The 17698-nt window shown below is 70.5% G+C and carries 16 protein-coding genes; 7 read left to right on the forward strand and 9 right to left on the reverse strand.

Translation table 11 applies throughout. The annotated features are described in order from the left end of the window. Positions 1-80: 80 nt before the first annotated feature. Genes ABZ453_RS18055 through ABZ453_RS18065 form a run of 3 tightly spaced genes read left to right on the forward strand, consistent with a single transcriptional unit; the run spans position 81 to position 2359 of the window. Entirely contained in the window at positions 81-665 is a 585-nt protein-coding gene (locus ABZ453_RS18055; RefSeq protein ID WP_359015930.1) for a Uma2 family endonuclease, read from the forward strand. Positions 666-682: 17 nt separating this feature from the next. Further along, on the forward strand, positions 683-1336 hold the full coding sequence (locus ABZ453_RS18060) for a 1,4-alpha-glucan branching protein (RefSeq protein WP_359015931.1): 654 nt from the start codon (positions 683-685) through the stop codon (positions 1334-1336). A 30-nt stretch (positions 1337-1366) separates the two neighbouring features. Then, entirely contained in the window at positions 1367-2359 is a 993-nt protein-coding gene (locus tag ABZ453_RS18065) for an aldo/keto reductase (protein ID WP_359015932.1), read from the forward strand. Between the two features lie 135 nt (positions 2360-2494). Here the strand turns inward: ABZ453_RS18065 and thpR are convergent, their stop codons facing one another. Next, complete coding sequence (thpR, locus tag ABZ453_RS18070; RefSeq protein WP_359015933.1) at positions 2495-3067, reverse strand: RNA 2',3'-cyclic phosphodiesterase; 573 nt, start codon at positions 3065-3067, stop codon at positions 2495-2497. Positions 3068-3170: 103 nt separating this feature from the next. Between thpR and ABZ453_RS18075 the strand changes: the two genes are divergently transcribed. Then, positions 3171-3758 (forward strand): Uma2 family endonuclease, encoded by a 588-nt coding sequence (locus ABZ453_RS18075; RefSeq protein ID WP_359015934.1) that lies wholly within the window; start codon positions 3171-3173, stop codon positions 3756-3758. 9 nt (positions 3759-3767) lie between these two features. On the opposite strand, the gene ABZ453_RS18080 is transcribed toward ABZ453_RS18075, so the two are convergent. Then, positions 3768-5123: an MFS transporter gene (locus tag ABZ453_RS18080; protein WP_359015935.1), complete on the reverse strand. Its 1356-nt coding sequence runs from the start codon at positions 5121-5123 to the stop codon at positions 3768-3770. 154 nt (positions 5124-5277) lie between these two features. Beyond that, positions 5278-5715, reverse strand: coding sequence for a MarR family transcriptional regulator (locus ABZ453_RS18085; protein WP_208782087.1), 438 nt, complete (start codon positions 5713-5715; stop codon positions 5278-5280). Positions 5716-5866: 151 nt separating this feature from the next. On the opposite strand from ABZ453_RS18085, the gene ABZ453_RS18090 reads away from it, so the two are divergent. Then, a complete protein-coding gene (locus tag ABZ453_RS18090; protein WP_359015936.1) occupies positions 5867-6049 on the forward strand; it encodes a CopG family antitoxin in 183 nt (60 codons plus the stop codon). Here ABZ453_RS18090 and ABZ453_RS18095 read toward each other — a convergent pair. After that, positions 6042-7493, reverse strand: coding sequence for an NCS2 family permease (locus ABZ453_RS18095; protein WP_359015937.1), 1452 nt, complete (start codon positions 7491-7493; stop codon positions 6042-6044). The two genes, ABZ453_RS18090 and ABZ453_RS18095, sit on opposite strands and share 8 nt — an antisense overlap. 111 nt (positions 7494-7604) lie before the next feature. Between ABZ453_RS18095 and ABZ453_RS18100 the strand changes: the two genes are divergently transcribed. Together ABZ453_RS18100 and ABZ453_RS18105 are read left to right on the forward strand one after the other, a co-directional pair. Then, positions 7605-7871 (forward strand): DUF2530 domain-containing protein, encoded by a 267-nt coding sequence (locus ABZ453_RS18100; RefSeq protein WP_356763155.1) that lies wholly within the window; start codon positions 7605-7607, stop codon positions 7869-7871. A gap of 121 nt (positions 7872-7992) precedes the next feature. Further along, entirely contained in the window at positions 7993-10386 is a 2394-nt protein-coding gene (locus tag ABZ453_RS18105) for an HAD-IC family P-type ATPase (protein ID WP_359015938.1), read from the forward strand. Between the two features lie 96 nt (positions 10387-10482). On the opposite strand, the gene ABZ453_RS18110 is transcribed toward ABZ453_RS18105, so the two are convergent. The 5 genes from ABZ453_RS18110 to ABZ453_RS18130 all read right to left on the reverse strand — a co-directional run bounded on the left by ABZ453_RS18110 (position 10483) and on the right by ABZ453_RS18130 (position 17426). Beyond that, positions 10483-11355 (reverse strand): hypothetical protein, encoded by an 873-nt coding sequence (locus ABZ453_RS18110; protein WP_359015939.1) that lies wholly within the window; start codon positions 11353-11355, stop codon positions 10483-10485. Positions 11356-11537: 182 nt separating this feature from the next. Next, entirely contained in the window at positions 11538-12455 is a 918-nt protein-coding gene (locus ABZ453_RS18115) for a hypothetical protein (RefSeq protein ID WP_359015940.1), read from the reverse strand. 196 nt (positions 12456-12651) lie between these two features. Further along, positions 12652-15834, reverse strand: coding sequence for a molecular chaperone Hsp90 (locus ABZ453_RS18120; RefSeq protein WP_359015941.1), 3183 nt, complete (start codon positions 15832-15834; stop codon positions 12652-12654). Positions 15835-15940: 106 nt separating this feature from the next. Continuing rightward, a complete protein-coding gene (locus ABZ453_RS18125; RefSeq protein ID WP_359015942.1) occupies positions 15941-16480 on the reverse strand; it encodes a hypothetical protein in 540 nt (179 codons plus the stop codon). A 19-nt stretch (positions 16481-16499) separates the two neighbouring features. After that, positions 16500-17426, reverse strand: coding sequence for a DUF3027 domain-containing protein (locus ABZ453_RS18130; RefSeq protein ID WP_359015943.1), 927 nt, complete (start codon positions 17424-17426; stop codon positions 16500-16502). Positions 17427-17698 lie beyond the last annotated feature (272 nt).

Genomic DNA, 17698 nt, shown 5'->3' on the forward strand with positions numbered 1-17698 from the left:
GACCGTGACGCGGTCACCGTGCGTATCGTTGTACTGCGTGGCTGTACTCGTCCATGGGGCAGCCGGGGAGGAGCGCCACGATGACCGTCCTTGAAGACAGGATCGAGATGGCCGACGACAGCGGTGAGTTGACTCTGGACGAACTGTTCGAGTCGCTTGAGCGGACCACCCCCGAGGGCTACAAGGTCGAGATCGTCGAGGGGGCCATCTTCATGTCGCCGCAGCGGGACACGCACTGGGAGATCATTGCCGACATCTACGAGCAACTGCGCACCAAGTACCCGCGCAGGCGCGTGAAGTCCGATGTCCGGATCGACTACCCGGGTCATCTGAACGGCTTCGCCACCGACGTGACGCTCGTGGCCGAGGGCGCCGAGAAGAACGAGAAGGGCCTCTGGCTCTGCCAGGACGTCGAATTCGTCGCCGAGGTCATCTCCAAAGGGACGGCGCAGAACGACTACGGGCCCAAGAAGGCGGCCTACGCCCGCGCCGAAGTCCCCGTCTACCTCATCGCCGACCCCTACCAGGGCAAGTGTCACTTGTTCACCCAGCCCAAGGACGACGACTACATGACGGAGACGACAGTCAGCTTCGGAGGCGATGTCGACCTCACCCTCACGGACCTCGGCCTCACCCTGAAAACGGATGAGTTCCCCCGCGACTGACTGACAGAATCCGGTCCATGGCGATCATCCACAACACCACCGTCAAGCCCACCAAGCTGGAACTGCTCACCGACTGGCTGCCGACCCGGCCGTGGTACGTGGGAAACGGGAATCCGGAGCTGAGCAAGGCCGGCGGGTTCCGGCTGGACGATCCGGAGGGTGAGGTCGGGATCGAGTTCATGGTGGTGGTCGACTCCTCCGGCCCCGAGCCGACCGCCTACCACGTGCCCCTCACCTACCGAGGCGCCCCTCTCCCCGGCGCCGAGGACGCCCTCGTCGGCACCATGGAGCACGGCGTCCTGGGCCCCCGCTGGGCCTACGACGGCTGTCACGACCCGGTGCTGTACGCCCAGCTCCTCGCGCTGATCGAGGGCCGCGTCCAGGCCCAGGCCCAGAGCGTCACCGACACCCCCGACCACGAGGTCACCCGCTCCTTCACGGGCGCCGGCCGCCCCTCCCCCGACTGGCCCGTCACCGTCACCGACGATCAGGACGGCACCATCCTCGGCGAAGCCCTCCACCTCCGCCGGGTCCTGCGTCCCGCCGCCCCGGACACCGCCCCCGCGGGAGCCACCGGTCATGTCATCGGCGCCTGGCAGCCCCCGGACGGCACCCGCGCCCGAGCCGTGTTCGCGTTCCTGAAGCCGGTCTCCCAGAGGCCCCTTGCCTAGAGCGCACTCCACGCCGTTGGCTAGGTGGTCATGAAGTACACGCAGCTCGGACGCACGGGACTCAAGGTCAGCCGACTCGTCCTCGGCACCATGAACTTCGGACCGCAGACGGACGAGGCCGACAGCCACGCGATCATGGACGCGGCGCTGGACGCCGGCATCAACTTCTTCGACACGGCGAACGTGTACGGCTGGGGCGAGAACAAGGGCCGTACCGAATCGATCATCGGCAAGTGGTTCGCCAAGGGCGGCGAGCGGCGCGACAAGGTCGTCCTCGCCACCAAGGTGTACGGCAACATGGCCGCCGACGGCGAGTCGTGGCCCAACCACGACAAGCTCTCCGCCGTCAACATCCGGCGGGCGGTGGACGCGAGCCTCAAGCGGCTCCAGACGGACTACATCGACGTCTACCAGTTCCACCACGTCGACCGCGCCACCCCCTTCGAGGAGATCTGGCAGGCGATCGACACCCTGGTCACCCAGGGCAAGATCCTCTACGTCGGGTCCTCGAACTTCCCCGGCTACAAGATCGCCCAGGCCAACGAGATCGCCGCCCGGCGCGGCGGCACCATCGGCCTCGTCAGCGAGCAGTGCCTCTACAACCTCGCCGAGCGCCGCGCCGAGATGGAGGTCATCCCGGCCGCGCAGGAGTACGGCCTCGGGGTCATCCCCTGGTCGCCGCTGCACGGCGGTCTGCTGGGCGGTGTCATCAAGAAGGAGGTCGAGGGCGGACGGCGGGCGAGCGGCCGGGCCGCGGACTCCCTCGCCAACACCACCATCCGCGCGCAGATCCAGGCGTACGAGGACCTGCTGGACAAGCACGGCGTCGAGCCGGGTGAGACCGCTCTCGCCTGGCTGCTCACCCGCCCCGGGGTGACCGGCCCGATCATCGGCCCGCGCACGGCGCAGCAACTGGAGTCCGCCCTGCGTGCGGTCGAGCTGGAGCTGAGCGAGGAGCTGCTGGCCGGCCTCGACGAGATCTTCCCCGGCCCGGGCCCCTCCCCGGAGGCCTTCGCCTGGTAGGCGGCACGGCGGTGTGGCGGCGGCGGTCGGCTCGGCTACTTCCCGAGCGCCGCCGCCAACGCCACCACCACGAACAACAGCACGAGCACACCGGCCATGATCCGGTTCCGGGTCTTCGGGTCCACGTACCCGAGCCTAACCGGCCCCTCCGAGCGCCCAGCGGGCGACCGTCTCATAACGGGGCTGCTCGCCCGGCACCCCGGACTTCGGCAGGTTGCTGCGCACCAGCACGAGTTCCAAGACCGTCCAGGTGCGGCTCGTGAAGTCCGACAGGGCCGTCAGATACGGCCGTACGTCCCTCGCGTCCCGGCCCCGCGCGACCGTCAGATGGGGCTTGTAGCGCCGGTGCTCCCCGATGTCCACTCCGGCCTTGCGCCCGGCAGCCTCCGCCCGGTCCGCCAGCAGCCGCAGCTCCTGTGTCTGGCCCTCGGCCCCCGCCCACAGCACGCGCCCGTGCCCGAACTGCCCGCCGCCCCGCAGCGCCAGCGCGAAGGCGGCCGACCGCCGGGCCGCCCTCTCCAGCCGGTCCGACAGGTCCGGTACGACGTCGTCGTCGACCTCGCCGTAGAAGGCCAGGGTGAAGTGCCACCCCGGCCGCCCGGTCCAGCGCAGGCCTTCTCCGCCCGGCAGCTTCCGCAACTCGTCCACCGCGGCGGCCAGTTCACCGGTCACGTCCTCGGGGGGCAGCACGGCGGCGAAGAGTCTCATGGGGCCAGTCTCGCCGCCATGTCCCTGCCTGACCCGGTCACCGTACGTATCGTTGTACTGCGCGGCTGCGTTTGTCCGGGACGCAGCGGGGAGGAGCGCCACGATGACCGTCCTGGAAGACAGGATCGAGATGGCCGACAGCGGTGACGAGCTCACACTCGACACGATGTTCGAGTGGCTTGAGAAGATGCCCATCCCCGAGGGATACAAGACCGAGATCGTCGGGGGTCAGATCTGTATGTCGCCGCAGCGCCGCACTCATTGGCAGATCACCTTCGACATCCTCGACCAGTTGCGCAGCCGGTATCCCAGGAAGCGTCTGATGTCGGACGTCCGCATCGACTACCCCGGCCGCCTCAACGGATTCGCCACCGACGTCACGCTGATCGCCGAGGACGCGCAGTTGGACGACAAGGGCCGCTGGCACTACAAGGACGTCGAATTCGTCGCCGAAGTGATCTCCAAGGACACTGCCGCCAACGACTACGGCCCCAAGAAGGCCACCTATGCCCTTGCGGACGTACCGGTGTACCTGATCGTGGATCCCTCCACCGGAACATGGCACCTGCACACCCTGCCGAAAGACGGCGAGTACCGGGGCGAGGTCAGTCTCGACTTCGGCGACGACATCGACCTGACCGGCACAGCGGTCGGCGTAGTCCTCAAGACCGACGAGTTCCCCCGCGACTGACCCCGCACCTCACGCGGCCGCCGCCAGCTCCTCCCGCGGCACGAACCGGACGACCGGGTGGCCCCGGTGCCAGCCGAGGGTGAGGCGGAGGTTGCCGACGCGGGCCAGGACCAGGCCGACGACGAGCGCCGCGCCCGCCGCGATCGCGCCGCCGACCGCCAGACCCGCCCGGACGCCGTAGGTGTCGGTGATCCAGCCGGCGATGGGCGCGCCGATCGGGGTGCCGCCCATGAACACCATCATGTAGAGCGACATCACCCGGCCGCGCATGGCCGGATCGGTGCCCATCTGGACCGTGGTGTTGGCGGTGACGTTGACCGTCATGCCGAACATGCCGATCGGGACCATGATCAGGGCGAAGAGCCACAGGGACGGCGCCACGGCCGCCACCAGCTCCAGCGCGCCGAAGGCCACCGCCGCCGCGATCATCACCCGCATCCGGGCGGTGCCGCGCCGGGCCGCGAGCAGGGCGCCGACCAGGGAGCCGACCGCCATCAGCGTGTTGAAGGCGCTGTAGGAACCGGCTCCGGCGTGGAAGACGTCGTCCGCGAAGGCCGACAGGTACACCGGGAAGTTGAAGCCGAAGGTGCCGATGAACCCGATCAGGACGATGGTCCAGATCAGGTCGGGACGCCCGGCCACGTACCGCAGACCCTCCCGCAGCTGGCCCTTCCCGCGCGGGGCGCGCTGGACGGTGTGCAGCTCGCGCGCCCGCATCATCAGCAGGCCCGCGATCGGCGCGGCGAACGACAGCCCGTTGAAGAGGAACGCCCAGCCGGTACCCACTCCGGTGATCATCACGCCGGCGACGGCGGGGCCGACGAGGCGCGCGGACTGGAAGTTCGCGGAGTTCAGGCTGACCGCGTTCTGCAGCTGGTCCGGGCCGACCATCTCGGAGACGAAGGACTGCCGGGCCGGGTTGTCGACGACCGTGGCGAGACCGACGGCGAACGCGGCGAGGTAGACGTGCCAGACCTGGACATGGCCGGAGAGCGTGAGCAGCGCCAGCGCGATGCCGGTCAGGGCCATCGCGGACTGGGTGAACAGCAGCGCGGGGCGCTTGGGCAGCCGGTCGACGAGGACGCCGCCGTAGAGACCGAAGAGCAGCATCGGCAGGAACTGCAGGGCGGTGGTGACGCCGACGGCGGTCGCGGAGCCGGTGAGACTGAGGACCAGCCAGTCCTGGGCGATGCGCTGCATCCAGGTACCGATGTTCGAGACGACCTGGCCGGCGAAGAAGAGCCGGTAGTTGCGGATCTTCAGCGAGCTGAACATCGAGGACGTGCGGGGGGATACGGGGGCGGGCGGGGAGGTGTGGGGGGTGGTCGGTGCGGGGGCGGATTCTGCTCCGGGTCCCGTACTCAAAGGGTTCGCCTCCTCTTTTCGTTGCTCGTTCGCCGCCGGGGAGCTCCGGTCGGTGTCGGGAGGGCGATCGTGCTCAGCCCTTCGGGCCTCCGCGTGTTCGTCCTCCCGACACCGGCGCTCCCCTCCGGCTCACTCGCGTGCGACGTACTGCTGCTTACAGATGTGCGAGCTTCTCCAGCACGGGGGCGGCGGCGCGCAGTTTGGCCCACTCGTCCTCGTCCAGGCCCTCGACGAGGCCCGCCAGGAACGCGTTCCGCTTGGCGCGGCTCTCCGCGAGCATGGCCTCGGCCTGCTCGGTCTTGGTGACGACCTTCTGGCGCCGGTCCTCGGGGTGCGGCTCCAGCCGGACCAGTCCCTTGGCCTCCAGCAGCGCGACGATGCGGGTCATCGACGGCGGCTGCACGTGCTCCTTGCGGGCGAGCTCGCCCGGCGTGGCACTGCCGCAGTTCGACAGGGTGCCCAGCACCGACATCTCGGTGGGGCTCAGCGACTCGTCGACGCGCTGGTGCTTGAGTCGACGGGACAGCCGCATGACGGCGGAGCGAAGGGCGTTCACGGCGGCAGCGTCGTCGCCATGGGTGAGGTCCGGCATCTCTTTAGCGTAACTCATTACTCTCGCTAAACAAGCTGGCGCGCAGGCAGATTCCCGTGACCCTGGCCACTGAAACGAGAGCTTCACCCGTACGAGTGAGACCACGCCGGAAAGTGACCGCTCGACGGAACCCGCCAGCGACCCTCGTCCCATGGGGACAGAAGTGCTCAGCCTGCGAATAGACCGGGAGCTGCTGGAGCGGCTCAGGGACCACGCGTCCAAAAGGGGAATGAGCGTCCAGGACTATGTCGTCCGGACGCTCATGCGTGATGACTTCGACGAGCGGTTCCAGACCGCCGTCGAGGAGACCGAGAGGTTCTACGGGGTCACGTGAGCCCCAGGGCCGGCATCAGGTAGTAGAAGCCGAACACCGCCGCGACGACGTACATCGGCACCGGGACCTCCCGGCCCCGGCCGGCCGCCAGCCGCAGGACGGCGAAGGTGATGAAGCCCATGCCGATGCCGTTGGTGATCGAGTAGGTGAACGGCATCATCACCATCGTCACGAAGGCCGGGATGGCGAGGGTGTAGTCGGCCCAGTCGATCTCCTTGACCGACCCGGCCAGGATCAGGAAGCCGACCGCGAGCAGCGCCGGGGTGGCCGCCTGGGAGGGGACCATGGTGGCGACGGGGGTCAGGAACAGCGCCACGGCGAACAGCGCGCCGGTGACGACGTTCGCGAAGCCGGTACGGGCCCCTTCGCCGACGCCGGCCGTAGACTCCACGAAGCAGGTGGTGGCCGAGGAGGAGCTGGCGCCGCCGGCGGCGACCGCGATGCCGTCCACGAACAGCACCTTGTTGATGCCGGGCATCTCGCCCTTGGCGTTGGTCAGCTTGGCCTCGTCGCTGACACCCATGATCGTGCCCATCGCGTCGAAGAAGCACGACAGCAGCACGGTGAAGACGAACAGCACACCGGTCAGCACACCCACGTGGGAGAAGCCGCCGAAGAGGCTGACCTTGCCGATCAGGCCGAAGTCCGGGGTGGCGACGGGGTTGCCGGGCCACTTGGGGGTGGTCAGGCCCCAGGACGGGACCTTCGCGACCGCATTGATGATCACCGCGAGGACGGTCATCGTGACGATGGAGATCAGGATCGCGCCGGAGACCTTGCGGACGATCAGCGCGAGGGTCAGCAGCGCGCCGAGGACGAAGACCAGCACCGGCCAGCCGTTGAGGTGACCGTCGGCGCCGAGCTGGAGCGGGACGGTGGTCTGGGCGGCGTCCGGGATACGGGTGACGAAACCGGAGTCGACGAGCCCGATCAGCATGATGAACAGGCCGATACCGATGGAGATCGCCTTGCGCAGGCTGTAGGGCACGGCGTTCATCACGCGCTCGCGCAGGCCGGTGGCGACGAGCAGCATCACCACGAAACCGGCGAGGACGACCATGCCCATCGCGTCCGGCCAGGACATCCGGGGCGCGAGCTGGAGCGCGACGACCGAGTTCACACCGAGGCCGGCCGCGAGGGCGATCGGCACATTGCCGATGACGCCCATCAGCAGCGTGGTGAACGCCGCCGTCACCGCCGTGGCCGTCACCAGCTGGCCGTTGTCCAGGTGGTGCCCGTACATGTCCTTCGCGCTGCCCAGGATGATCGGGTTGAGCACGATGATGTAGGCCATCGCGAAGAAGGTGGCGAAGCCGCCACGGATCTCCCGGGCGAGCGTGCTGCCCCGTTCGGAGATCTTGAAGTAGCGGTCGAGCGCACCGGACGCGGGCCGGGCCCCGGGCTGGTCGGGGGCGGGGACCTTGGTGGGGGCCGTGCTGGACATGGAGGTTCCTACGAGCAGATACGGACAGACGGAAACCGTTTCAGTATGAACATATGAAGGTGGGGACGCTATCTCCGCGCGTAGATCTGATCACCTCGTAAGCTGGGCCCCATGGCGAAGTGGACCCCGCAGCACGAGGCGCCGGAGCCCCTGGAGGGCCCCGTCGTCGCCACCATCACCGGCGGCACGATCCTCTGGTTCGTCCTCTTCCTGGTGCAGCTGCCGTTCTACGGCTGGTTCGACGACCACGGGCACACCTGGTGGCTGTGGACCTGCCTCACCGGAGGGGTCCTCGGGCTGTACGGCGTCTGGTTCGTCCGGAAGCGGGACGCGGCGATCAAGCGCTCGGCGGCACCGAAGGCGGGGCCGGCCGACTAGACCCTGCGGAAGGGGTGGGCGGCCGGGCCGTACAACCACCGCACGAGTCAGCTCCTCCCGTGGTCGGATCTTTCGGTCACTCGGCGGGTGAAGGCCCAAAACCGCACGTACCGTCGAATGCATGGCACACATCGACGCGGGCGCCGAACTCGATCCTGTGCACCCCGTACCCCTGCCGGTGGCGACCCGCGGACTGACCGCGGCCGAGGTCGCCGAGCGGGTGGCGCGCGGGCAGGTCAACGACGTGCCGGTGCGCAGCAGCCGGTCGATGGGCGAGATCGTCCGGGCGAACGTCTTCACCCGGTTCAACGCGATCATCGGTGCGCTCTGGCTGATCATGCTGTTCGTCGCGCCCTTCCAGGACAGCCTGTTCGGGTACGTGATCCTCGCCAACACCGGGATCGGGATCATCCAGGAGTGGCGGGCCAAGCGGACCCTGGACTCGCTCGCGGTGATCGGGGAGGCCCGGCCGACGGTACGACGGGACGGGGTGGCCGCCGAGGTCGGCACGGCGCAGATCGTGCTGGACGACCTGATCGAGATCGGACCCGGCGACAAGGCCGTGGTCGACGGAGTGTGTGTCGAGGCCGACGGGCTGGAGATCGACGAGTCTTTGCTGACCGGTGAGGCCGACCCGGTGGTCAAGCGGCCCGGCGACCGCATCATGTCGGGCAGTTTCGTCGTCGCCGGCGGTGGCGCGTTCCAGGCGACCAAGGTGGGCCGCGAGGCCTACGCCGCCCAACTCGCCGAGGAGGCCTCGCGCTTCACCCTCGTCCACTCCGAACTGCGCTCCGGCATCTCCACCATCCTCAAGTACGTCACATGGATGATGATCCCGACCGCGATCGGCCTGGTGATCAGCCAGCTGTTCGTCAAGCAGCACGGCCTCAAGGACTCGATCGCGCGCACGGTCGGCGGCATCGTCCCGATGGTCCCCGAGGGCCTGGTCCTGCTGACCTCCGTGGCCTTCGCGATAGGCGTGATCCGCCTTGGCCGGAAACAGTGCCTGGTGCAGGAACTCCCCGCCATCGAGGGCCTCGCCCGCATCGACACCGTCTGCCTCGACAAGACCGGCACCCTCACCGAGGGCGGCATGGACGTCACCGAGCTCAGGCCGCTGCAGGGGGCGGACGAGTCGTACGTCCGCAAGGTGCTCGGCGCCCTCGGCGAAGCGGACCCGCGGCCCAACGCCTCCCTGCAGGCGATCATCGACGCCTACCCGGACGTCGAGGACTGGCGCTGCACCGAGGCACTGCCCTTTTCCTCCGCTCGCAAGTACAGCGGCGCCACCTTCGACGAAGGCGACGGCGAGACCAGTACGTGGCTGCTGGGGGCGCCGGACGTCCTGCTCGGCGCGGACGATCCCGCCCTCCTGGAGACCGAACGCCTCAACGAGCAGGGCCTACGGGTCCTGCTGCTGGCCCGCTCCTCCCACGACCTGGACGACGCCGAGCCGGCCCGGGGCGCCCGCCCCACCGCCCTGGTCGTGCTGGAGCAGCGGCTGCGCCCGGACGCGGCCGACACCCTGCGCTACTTCGCCGAGCAGGACGTCCACGCCAAGGTCATCTCCGGTGACAACGCGGTGTCGGTGGGCGCGGTGGCGGCGAAGGTGGGCCTCAGCGGCACGACGGTGGACGCCCGCCGCCTCCCCTCCGAGCAGGAGGAGATGGCGAAGGCGCTGGACGAGGGCACGGTCTTCGGCCGGGTCACCCCGCAGCAGAAGCGCGACATGGTGGGGGCGCTGAAGTCCCGGGGACACACGGTCGCGATGACCGGGGACGGCGTGAACGACGTACTGGCGCTGAAGGACGCGGACATCGGCGTCTCGATGGGCTCGGGCTCGGAGGCCACCCGGGCGGTGGCGCAGATCGTCCTGTTGAACAACAGCTTCGCGACGCTGCCGTCGGTGGTGGCGGAGGGCCGCAGGGTGATCGGCAACATCACCCGGGTGGCGACCCTCTTCCTCGTGAAGACGGTCTACTCGGTCCTGCTGGCGGTCATGGTGGTCTGCTGGCGGGTCGAGTACCCCTTCCTCCCCCGCCACTTGACCCTGCTGTCCACGCTGACCATCGGCATCCCGGCCTTCTTCCTCGCCCTGGCCCCCAACAAGGAGCGCGCGAAACCGCACTTCGTGCGCAGGGTCATGCGGTACTCGATCCCGGGCGGGGCGGTGGCGGCGGTGGCCACCTTCGTCACGTACCTGATCGCCCGTCACCACTACACGGGTGCGGGCCAGTTGGACGCGGAGACGAGCGCGGCGACCCTGACCCTCTTCCTGATCTCCATGTGGGTCCTGGCGATCATCGCCCGCCCCTACACCTGGTGGCGCGTGGCCCTGGTCGCCGCGATGGGCGTGGCCTTCCTGTTCGTCCTGATCGTCCCCTGGCTCCAGCACTTCTTCGCACTGAAACTGGTGGGCGTGACGATGCCGTGGATCGCGGTGGGCATCGCGGTGGTGGCGGCGGCCACCCTGGAGGTGCTGTGGAGGTGGGTGGACCGCCGCGTTCCCGCTTAGCGCTCGGCTCTGGCCGGGAGCGCTGGTGTGGCGTTTCGGCTGCGGACCGGCTGTGGCTGGTCGCGCAGTTCCCCGCGCCCCTTCGGGGCGCGGGCCTCAGCGCACGTCGACGAAGTCACCCGTGGCGTTGACCGCCGGGGTGGTCGCGGTACCGGCGAAGACGTACCGGAAGTAGCCGTCGACGGTGGCCTTGGTGGTGGTCTTCAGGGTGCCCGTCGAGCTCGTGGTGATGGTCTTGAGGGTGGTGTAGGTGCTGGAGCCCTTCTTACGGAACTGCAGCTTCACCGGCTGGCCGGCGTAGCCGTGGTAGTGGCCGTCCTCCCAGTTGGCCCGGGAGAGCTTGCCGGTGACCGTGATGGTCTTGCCCTTCTGCACCGGCTCCGGCGAGGCGTCGACCGTCAGCTGGGAGTTGCGTTGCACGAGCGTGGTGCCGAGGTTGCCCTGCAGGGAGCGGTTGCCCGTGCTGTACTGGAGCGCGAGCGCGCCGGCCGACCACTTGCCCGCGTCGGAGTTGATCAGGTCGTCCGCCGGGTTGATGTCGATCTTCCCGCTGCAGTTGGCGGTCGTGCTCGACGTGGCCGTGCAGGTCGCGGGGTTCACGCCACCGAGCAGGTCGGCGTTGGTGATCGAGCTGGCCTTGTAGATGACCGGGCCACTGTCGAAGTCGTCCGACGTGAGGTCGTAGTTCGCCCCGTGGGTCAGCGTGTAGGTGACCGTGGTGGAGACATGGCCCGTGGGGCCGACCTTGATCGCCTTGGCGATCTTGAGGTTGGAGAAGGAGACACCCAGGTCGGTCGCTGCGGTGCCGTTGGTGCTGCTGAACGCGGTCCTGTCGCCGTGCGCGGCGAAGAGCTTCGCGGCCTCCGTCCGGTACGACGGGGCGGAGCCCGCGGCGTGCGCGGCGGGCAGGGCGAAGGCGGAGATGGCCAGGGCGCCGGAGACGGCGGCCACAGTGGCACGTATGCGCATGTGTTCCCCATGGGGAGAAAGAGATCGTAGGAGCCTGTTGGCTCGCATGATCAGATCCGTGACACCTGGGGGAAGTTGTACGTCCGCGGCGGATTTTGGGCGGGGATTACGAAGAGCTTGCGAAACGCAGAGACACGGCGGCCCGGGGTCCCCGTCCGGCGCCGCCGTGTCCCTGTGAGGTGCTACTTCACGTCGACGAAGTCACCCGTGGCGCTGACCGCCGGGGTCGTCGTGGTGCCCGCGAAGGAGTAGCGGAAGTAACCGTCGACCGTGGCCTTGGTGGTGGTCTTCAGGTTGCCGGTGGAGTTGGTCTTGATGGTCTTCAGCGTGGTGTAGGTGCTGGAGCCCTTCTTGCGGAACTGCAGCTTCACCGGCTGGTTGGTGTAGCCGTGGTAGTGGCCGTCCTCCCAGTTGGCGCGGGAGAGCTTGCCGGTGACGGTGATGGTCTTGCCCTTCTTCACCGGCTCCGGTGCGGCGTTGACCGTGAGGGTGGAGCGGCGCTGGATCTTGGCGGTGGTGACGTTGTCCTTCGTCGCGACGCCGACGTTGTCCAGGTTCGGGTTCTGCGGGTCCTCACCGTTGAACGCGACCGCGAAGGCGCCGGCCTTCCAGCTGCCGGCGTCCGTGTTCAGCAGCCACGCCGGGTCGATCTCGATGGTGGCGGTGCAGTTGGCGGCGGTGGCCGAGGTGTCGGTGCACTTCGCGTTCGTGCTGTCGATCCACTCGTCCTCGTTCGCGAAGTCAGCGCCGCGGTACAGCTCGACGGCCGAGACGAAGTCGGAGGCGTGGATGTCGACGTCCGCGCCGTGGGTCAGCGTGAAGGAGACCGGCGCCTTCACGATGGCGGTGGTGCCGACAACGATGTTCTTGCCCTTGTTGACCTTCACGTTGGAGAAGGTGGCGTCCAGGGCGTACGGCGTACCGGTGTCGGCGGCGGAGCTGAAGGCGGCCTTGCCGGACGTGGCGAAGTGAGCGGCCTTGTTGGCCGCGGCGACACCCGCGGGAACCTTCGGTCCGTCGGCGGCGAGAGCGGCGGGCGCGACGAAGGCGGAAAGGGCCATGGCGCCGGTGACGGCGGCCACGGTGGCACGAATAAGCATGCGTTCCCCATGTGGGAGAGGGGCCCCGACGGTGACGTCCCCCGTCCCGTCAGGGGCCCGAAATGATCAGGGAGTCTGTTGACTCACGTGATGTGACCAGCAGGGGATGGGAATGGTTGTACGGAGGTGAACAATGTGTGCGGAAATTTTTCAGATCATGGATCAACACCCGCACACAGCCGCCTGGTTCGTCCGCTCAGTCGAACCAGCGGTCCCGCGCCAGTTCCTCCGTTCGCGACGGGTCCTCCAGTAGGGCCGCCACCTCGAAGCGGCGGGGCCACTGGCCCGCTGCCCAGGCGAGGCCTGCCGCCACGCCCTCCAGGGTGGCCGCGTGGAGGGTGCCGTCGGTGGTGAGGCGCCAGTCCAGTTCGGTGCCGTCGACGAGGAGTTCGTCGTGTTCGACGTACGTCGAGGGAGTGCGGGGGCCCAGCAGGACCCGTACCGAGTCCGGTACGTCGTGTTCCGTGCCCTCCGAGTCCACCGAGCCCGGCACCGACTCGCTCAGGCGCCGCACCTGGAAGAGTTCGGCCAGTTCGGCGGCGCGGGAGGGGCGGACCGGGAGCAGGGGGACGCCCTCGGTGAAGGGCAGCAGGTCCGGGGAGTCGACGACCACCGCGCCGGAGGCGTCCACGACCGTCACCCGGCCGTCCACCACGGCTCGCAGCTCGTCGGGGAGGGTCACCCGGTCGGGGTCCAGATCCGCCAACGCTCCGTACAGGGCGTGCAGTTGGGCCGCGGTGACCCGGCGGTCCGGGTCGGCAAGGCGGTCCAGCAGCTCCGCGGCGCCGCCCGGTTCTTCCAGGAGCGCCGAGACGGACGTCCGTACGCCCAGCGCCCGCAGCACCTGCTCGTCCTCGAAGCCCGTCGCGTCCGCCTCGTCGTACAGCCCGCGCAGCAGCGGGTCTCCGCCGGCCGCCAGCAGGCCCGCCGGGCGGCGGCCGTCCAGCACGGGGTGACCGCGCAGCCACCATGCCGTGTACGGCCGTACGACCTCGTGCGTGCCGTCGGGGAGGAGGACGCGGACCGGCTGGGTGAGCGCGTCACGCAGGGGCGGCTGGGCGAGCAGGGCCAGTGCCTGGGGCCACTTGTCGTCGTCCACCAGGTCCAGGTCCCGTACGGCGATCAGCTCGGTGGCGACGGGCGGTACCGGGGTGTCCGGGAAGCGGTCGAGGACGTCCTCGCTCCACACGTCCACGGCGTCCAGCAGACCCGCGTCGTCGGGTTCGGCGAAGTCGCCTTCGCGCGGCTCCAGTTCGTCGGGGTCGAGGACCACGTCGGTGGCCCGGACGAGGGCGAAGTCGGCCAGCACGCCACAGGCGGCGAGCGGCTCCTGACCCCACTTGTCGGCCAGTTCGGCGTCCACCGTGGCGAGTTCGCCCTCGCGGATCACCTGGTGGAAGGGGCTGCCGGGGAAGACCAGTTCACCGGCCGGGGCCAACTCCCCGTCCTCGTCGGGGAGGGCGAGGGCGCCGAGCCACGGCTCGTCCCCGGGCTCCAGACCGGCGTCCCGCACCAGCCCGAGCACGGTGTCCGCCAACTCCTCCGCGTCCGGCGTCTCCTGCTCCCAGTCCAGCCCGCCCTCGTCGTCCAGGGAGGCGGCGACGGCCGCCCGGACCTGGGGCGTGGTGAGCACCGCGCGGGGCGTCGCGGGCAGCGCGCCCAGCTTCTCCAGCAGGGGGTGCGCCGCGTCCGGGTGGGCGACCTTCAGTCCGAGCCGGGCCAGCACCTCCGGGTCGGTCCGGGACGCGTCCGCGGTGGGCAGCAGCACCTGGCGGGGGCCGATCGTCGTACGGCCGTCGGCGAGCGGTACGGGCAGCCCGGACAGCCGGTCCGGGTCGACCCCGGCGAGGCTGTCGTAGAGCCGGCGCCACCAGCCGGGCTCCTTCTCCAGCCCGGCGAGCCGGTCCACGGCGTCCGTCAGCGGCACCCGGGCGACACCCAAGGTCCGCAGCTCCGCCCGCCGTTCGAGCCCGGCGGGCAGCAGGGTGGGCAGCACCTCGGCCAGCACCCGCACGGTGTCGGCCCCGGCGCCCTCGACGATCTCGGCGTCCCGGGGGCGCAGCGAGCCGGGGAGATCGAGGTCGGGTGCCTGGTCCTCGCCGGGCTCGCCGGTCCGGGACCGCAGGGCGCCGGACAGGTCGGAGTCGTCCTCGGCGGAGACCAGCGCCGGGGGCAGGAAGGACGTCCGCGGGAGCCGCTCCAGGATGGCCGCGCGCAGGGCGCCGTCCAGCTCGCCCTTGCCGAGCGGGCCGGGGACGAGGCCGATGATGCCCTCGGTCACCGGCCGCCAGGCGGCGAGGAGTTCGGTGTAGGAGTCGGCGGCGCGCTGGACGAGGAAGTCGGTCAGCGGGCCGGGCGCGGCGTGGCGGCGGGTGGTGTCGAGGGGGAAGGATGCGATGAGGAGGGCGGGAACGCCGAGGGGCTCGTCGCTCGGGGTCGGCGCGTGGACGACGGGGCTGGTGCGCGGGCGGGCCGGGCTGCCGTCCGCGTCGGCCGGTACGGCCCAGGTGACCGACCAGTGGGGACGCAGCCGCTCCTCCACGGGCCGGTCGACGAGGAGGTCCGGGGTGAGGGTGCCGTGCGCGGCGACGGTGCGCCAACGGGTCTTACCGCCCCGCGAGTCCTCCACGACCGTGAACGGCCCGTCGGTGCCGCGCCGCAGCGTGCGGACGGTGTCCGTCTCTACGACGACCTCCGCCAGGCCGGGAAGGGCGAGCAGGAGAGCGTCGTCGACGGCGTCGAGCAGCCGCTCCGCGAGGTCGGCGGCGGCGGGGTCGCGCAACGGCAGGATGACCACCGTGTCGTACGAGTGGGGGGCCGAGCCCTCGGCGGCGAACGGGAGCCGCAGCAGCGGTACGTGCCCGTCCCGGCGCCGGATCTCGTCGCCGAGCCCGGGGCTGTGGCGTGCGGTGTCGGCGGCCAGCTCGCGCGCCTCGGCCAGCGACCAGCGCACACCGCCGTGCCGGCCGACGACCGCGGGCTCGTCGGTGACGGCGAGGACGGCCGCGAAGCCGACACCGAACCGGCCGACGGCGCCCTGCCCGGTGTCCCGCTTGGCGGAGGCGCGGAGGGTGGCGAGGGACTCGACGCCGGCCGCGTCGAGCGGGGCGCCGGTGTTGGCGGCGACGAGGACGCCGTCGCGCAGCGTCAGCCGGAGGCGGCCGGGCACACCGGCGCGGGCCGCCGCGTCGGCCGCGTTCTGGGCGAGCTCGACGACGAGACGGTCCCGGTAGCCGCCGAGGACGAGGTCCTCCTCGGCGTTGGCGTCCTCACGGAAACGGGCGGGACTGGTGGCCCAGGCGTCGAGCACACCGCGGCGCAGACGGGCGGTGCCGAAGGGGTCCGCCCCCTCGGGGGCCGGCCGCACGAACTTGCTCACGTTCACTCTCCTCGTCGACGTGAGCACGAAGGTACCGCCGTACGGCCCGGCTCCGCGCCGGGGGCCGGTCGGCCGGTGACCCAGCCGGAGCCCGGAGTCCCCCTGGTCAACCGGACGTCGGCGGATACCGGCCGGGATCCGGGTCGACCGATGGGGTGTCGGCGCTGTCGAGGGTGACGGCGCCGGAGGCGGGCGGCGGGGCCAGGATCAGCGGCCATGCCTCGCCGGACTGAAGGTCGGCCACGATCTGCTCGGGCCTCGCCCCGGCCGGTGCCGACAGCACGGCCGTCCCCTCGAGTGCCTGGTCGTACCGGCCCCCGGCGACGGGCGCGCTCACCCGCAGCAGCCGGACCGCGTCCGGCCGGACGCGCGGGCACTCGGGGAATCCGGCCCCGTCGATCCCCAGCACCTCCAGTACGGCCCGGTGGACGACGATCTCGACGGTCAGGACGTCACCGTCCACCCGCCGCGCGGCCCAGCCGTCCGTCCGCACGAGCAGGAAGGTGCCGTCGCCCTCGTACGCGTAGGAGAAGAGCGCGGCGACAGCCCGTTCCTCCGCGGTCCCCGCCGGATCCACCACCACGGCGACCACGACCGCTTCCGGGGCCTCCGGATCCAATCCGCCGCGCAGCCAGAGCCGTGCCATCTGAGTGCCCGCGCGGAGGCTAGGAGTGCCCCAGCTCCGCCGTGTCCTCGTCGGAGACGATCGGGACCGAGCCCGAGTCCGCCGCCGGGCGCAGCGGGAAAGGGTCGACCCGCGTCTCGTCGATCACCGGAGGTGCCGGCTGGGGCGGCCTGGGCATGACGGCCGCCTCCGAGTGGCCCCCGCAGCCGTACGCCAGGGACACCACATGGCCGTCCGCCGGGGAGAACTCGTTGGCGCAGACGCCGAAGGCCTGGCCCAGGGAGCCGCCGATCGGCTGGAGGAAGCCGCAGCTGACGCAGGTCGCCGGGGCCGCCTGCGCCATGGGCGTCTTGGCGCCGTACGACTCCTCCCAGCGGTCCGCGGCGATGTGCAGGCCGTAGCGGGACAGCACCCGGGCCCGGCGCATGCCCAGTTCCTCCGCGACGGCGGCGATGGAGCCCCGGGTCGGTGCGGCGGGCAGGTTCGCGGGAGTCCCGGCCGTGACCTCCGCGTCCTCCGCCTCGACCAGCTCGGCCATCTCCTCCGAGACGGCGGCGTTCGGCATCGGCTCGTCCTCACCGGCGTACCCCGGCTCCAGACGGAGGTCCTCCGCGTCGGTGGGGAGCAGGTCGCCGGGGCCCATGTCGCCGGGGCGCAGGCGTTCACTCCACGGCACCCACTCCGGGGCGAGGAGGGCGTCCGGGCCCGGGAGGAGCACCACCTCGTCCAGGGTCACGATCTTGGCGCGGGACGCGCGGGCGACCGTCACGGCCCAGCGCCAGCCCCGGTACCCGAGTTCCTTGCACTCGAAGAAGTGCGTGACAACGCGGTCGCCCTCGCTCTGCACGCCCGCATGCTCACCGACCACACCGGGCGCGGCGGCCTCCTCGGCTGCGGCGCGGGCGAGGTCGACGGCCTCGGCACACAGGCGGTCGGGGGTGCGGCTTCGCGTTGTCGCTGCGCTCACAGGTATCGCTTCTCTCCTACGCCGTCACTCGGGTGCGCCGCCCCTGAAGGCGGCGGGTGCGGACGGAGCGGACCGGAGGACCGCGTCGACGTTCGCGCCCGCTCGCGCGGGGCGCACCTCTCCATCCATTCTGATGGATGGCTGAGATACGCACGCTACCTTCTCCCGTGCTCCCGGCCTACACCGACGGGTCGGAAAAGGTCCTCGGCTGCGAACCAGTCGGCCTCATACGCGCGGTAACCGCACTACCCGGGACGTTCTGGGGGCACTAT

Origin of the sequence: Streptomyces sp. NPDC005799, assembly GCF_040630525.1 — a bacterium.
GTDB lineage: Bacteria > Actinomycetota > Actinomycetes > Streptomycetales > Streptomycetaceae > Streptomyces > Streptomyces griseorubiginosus_B.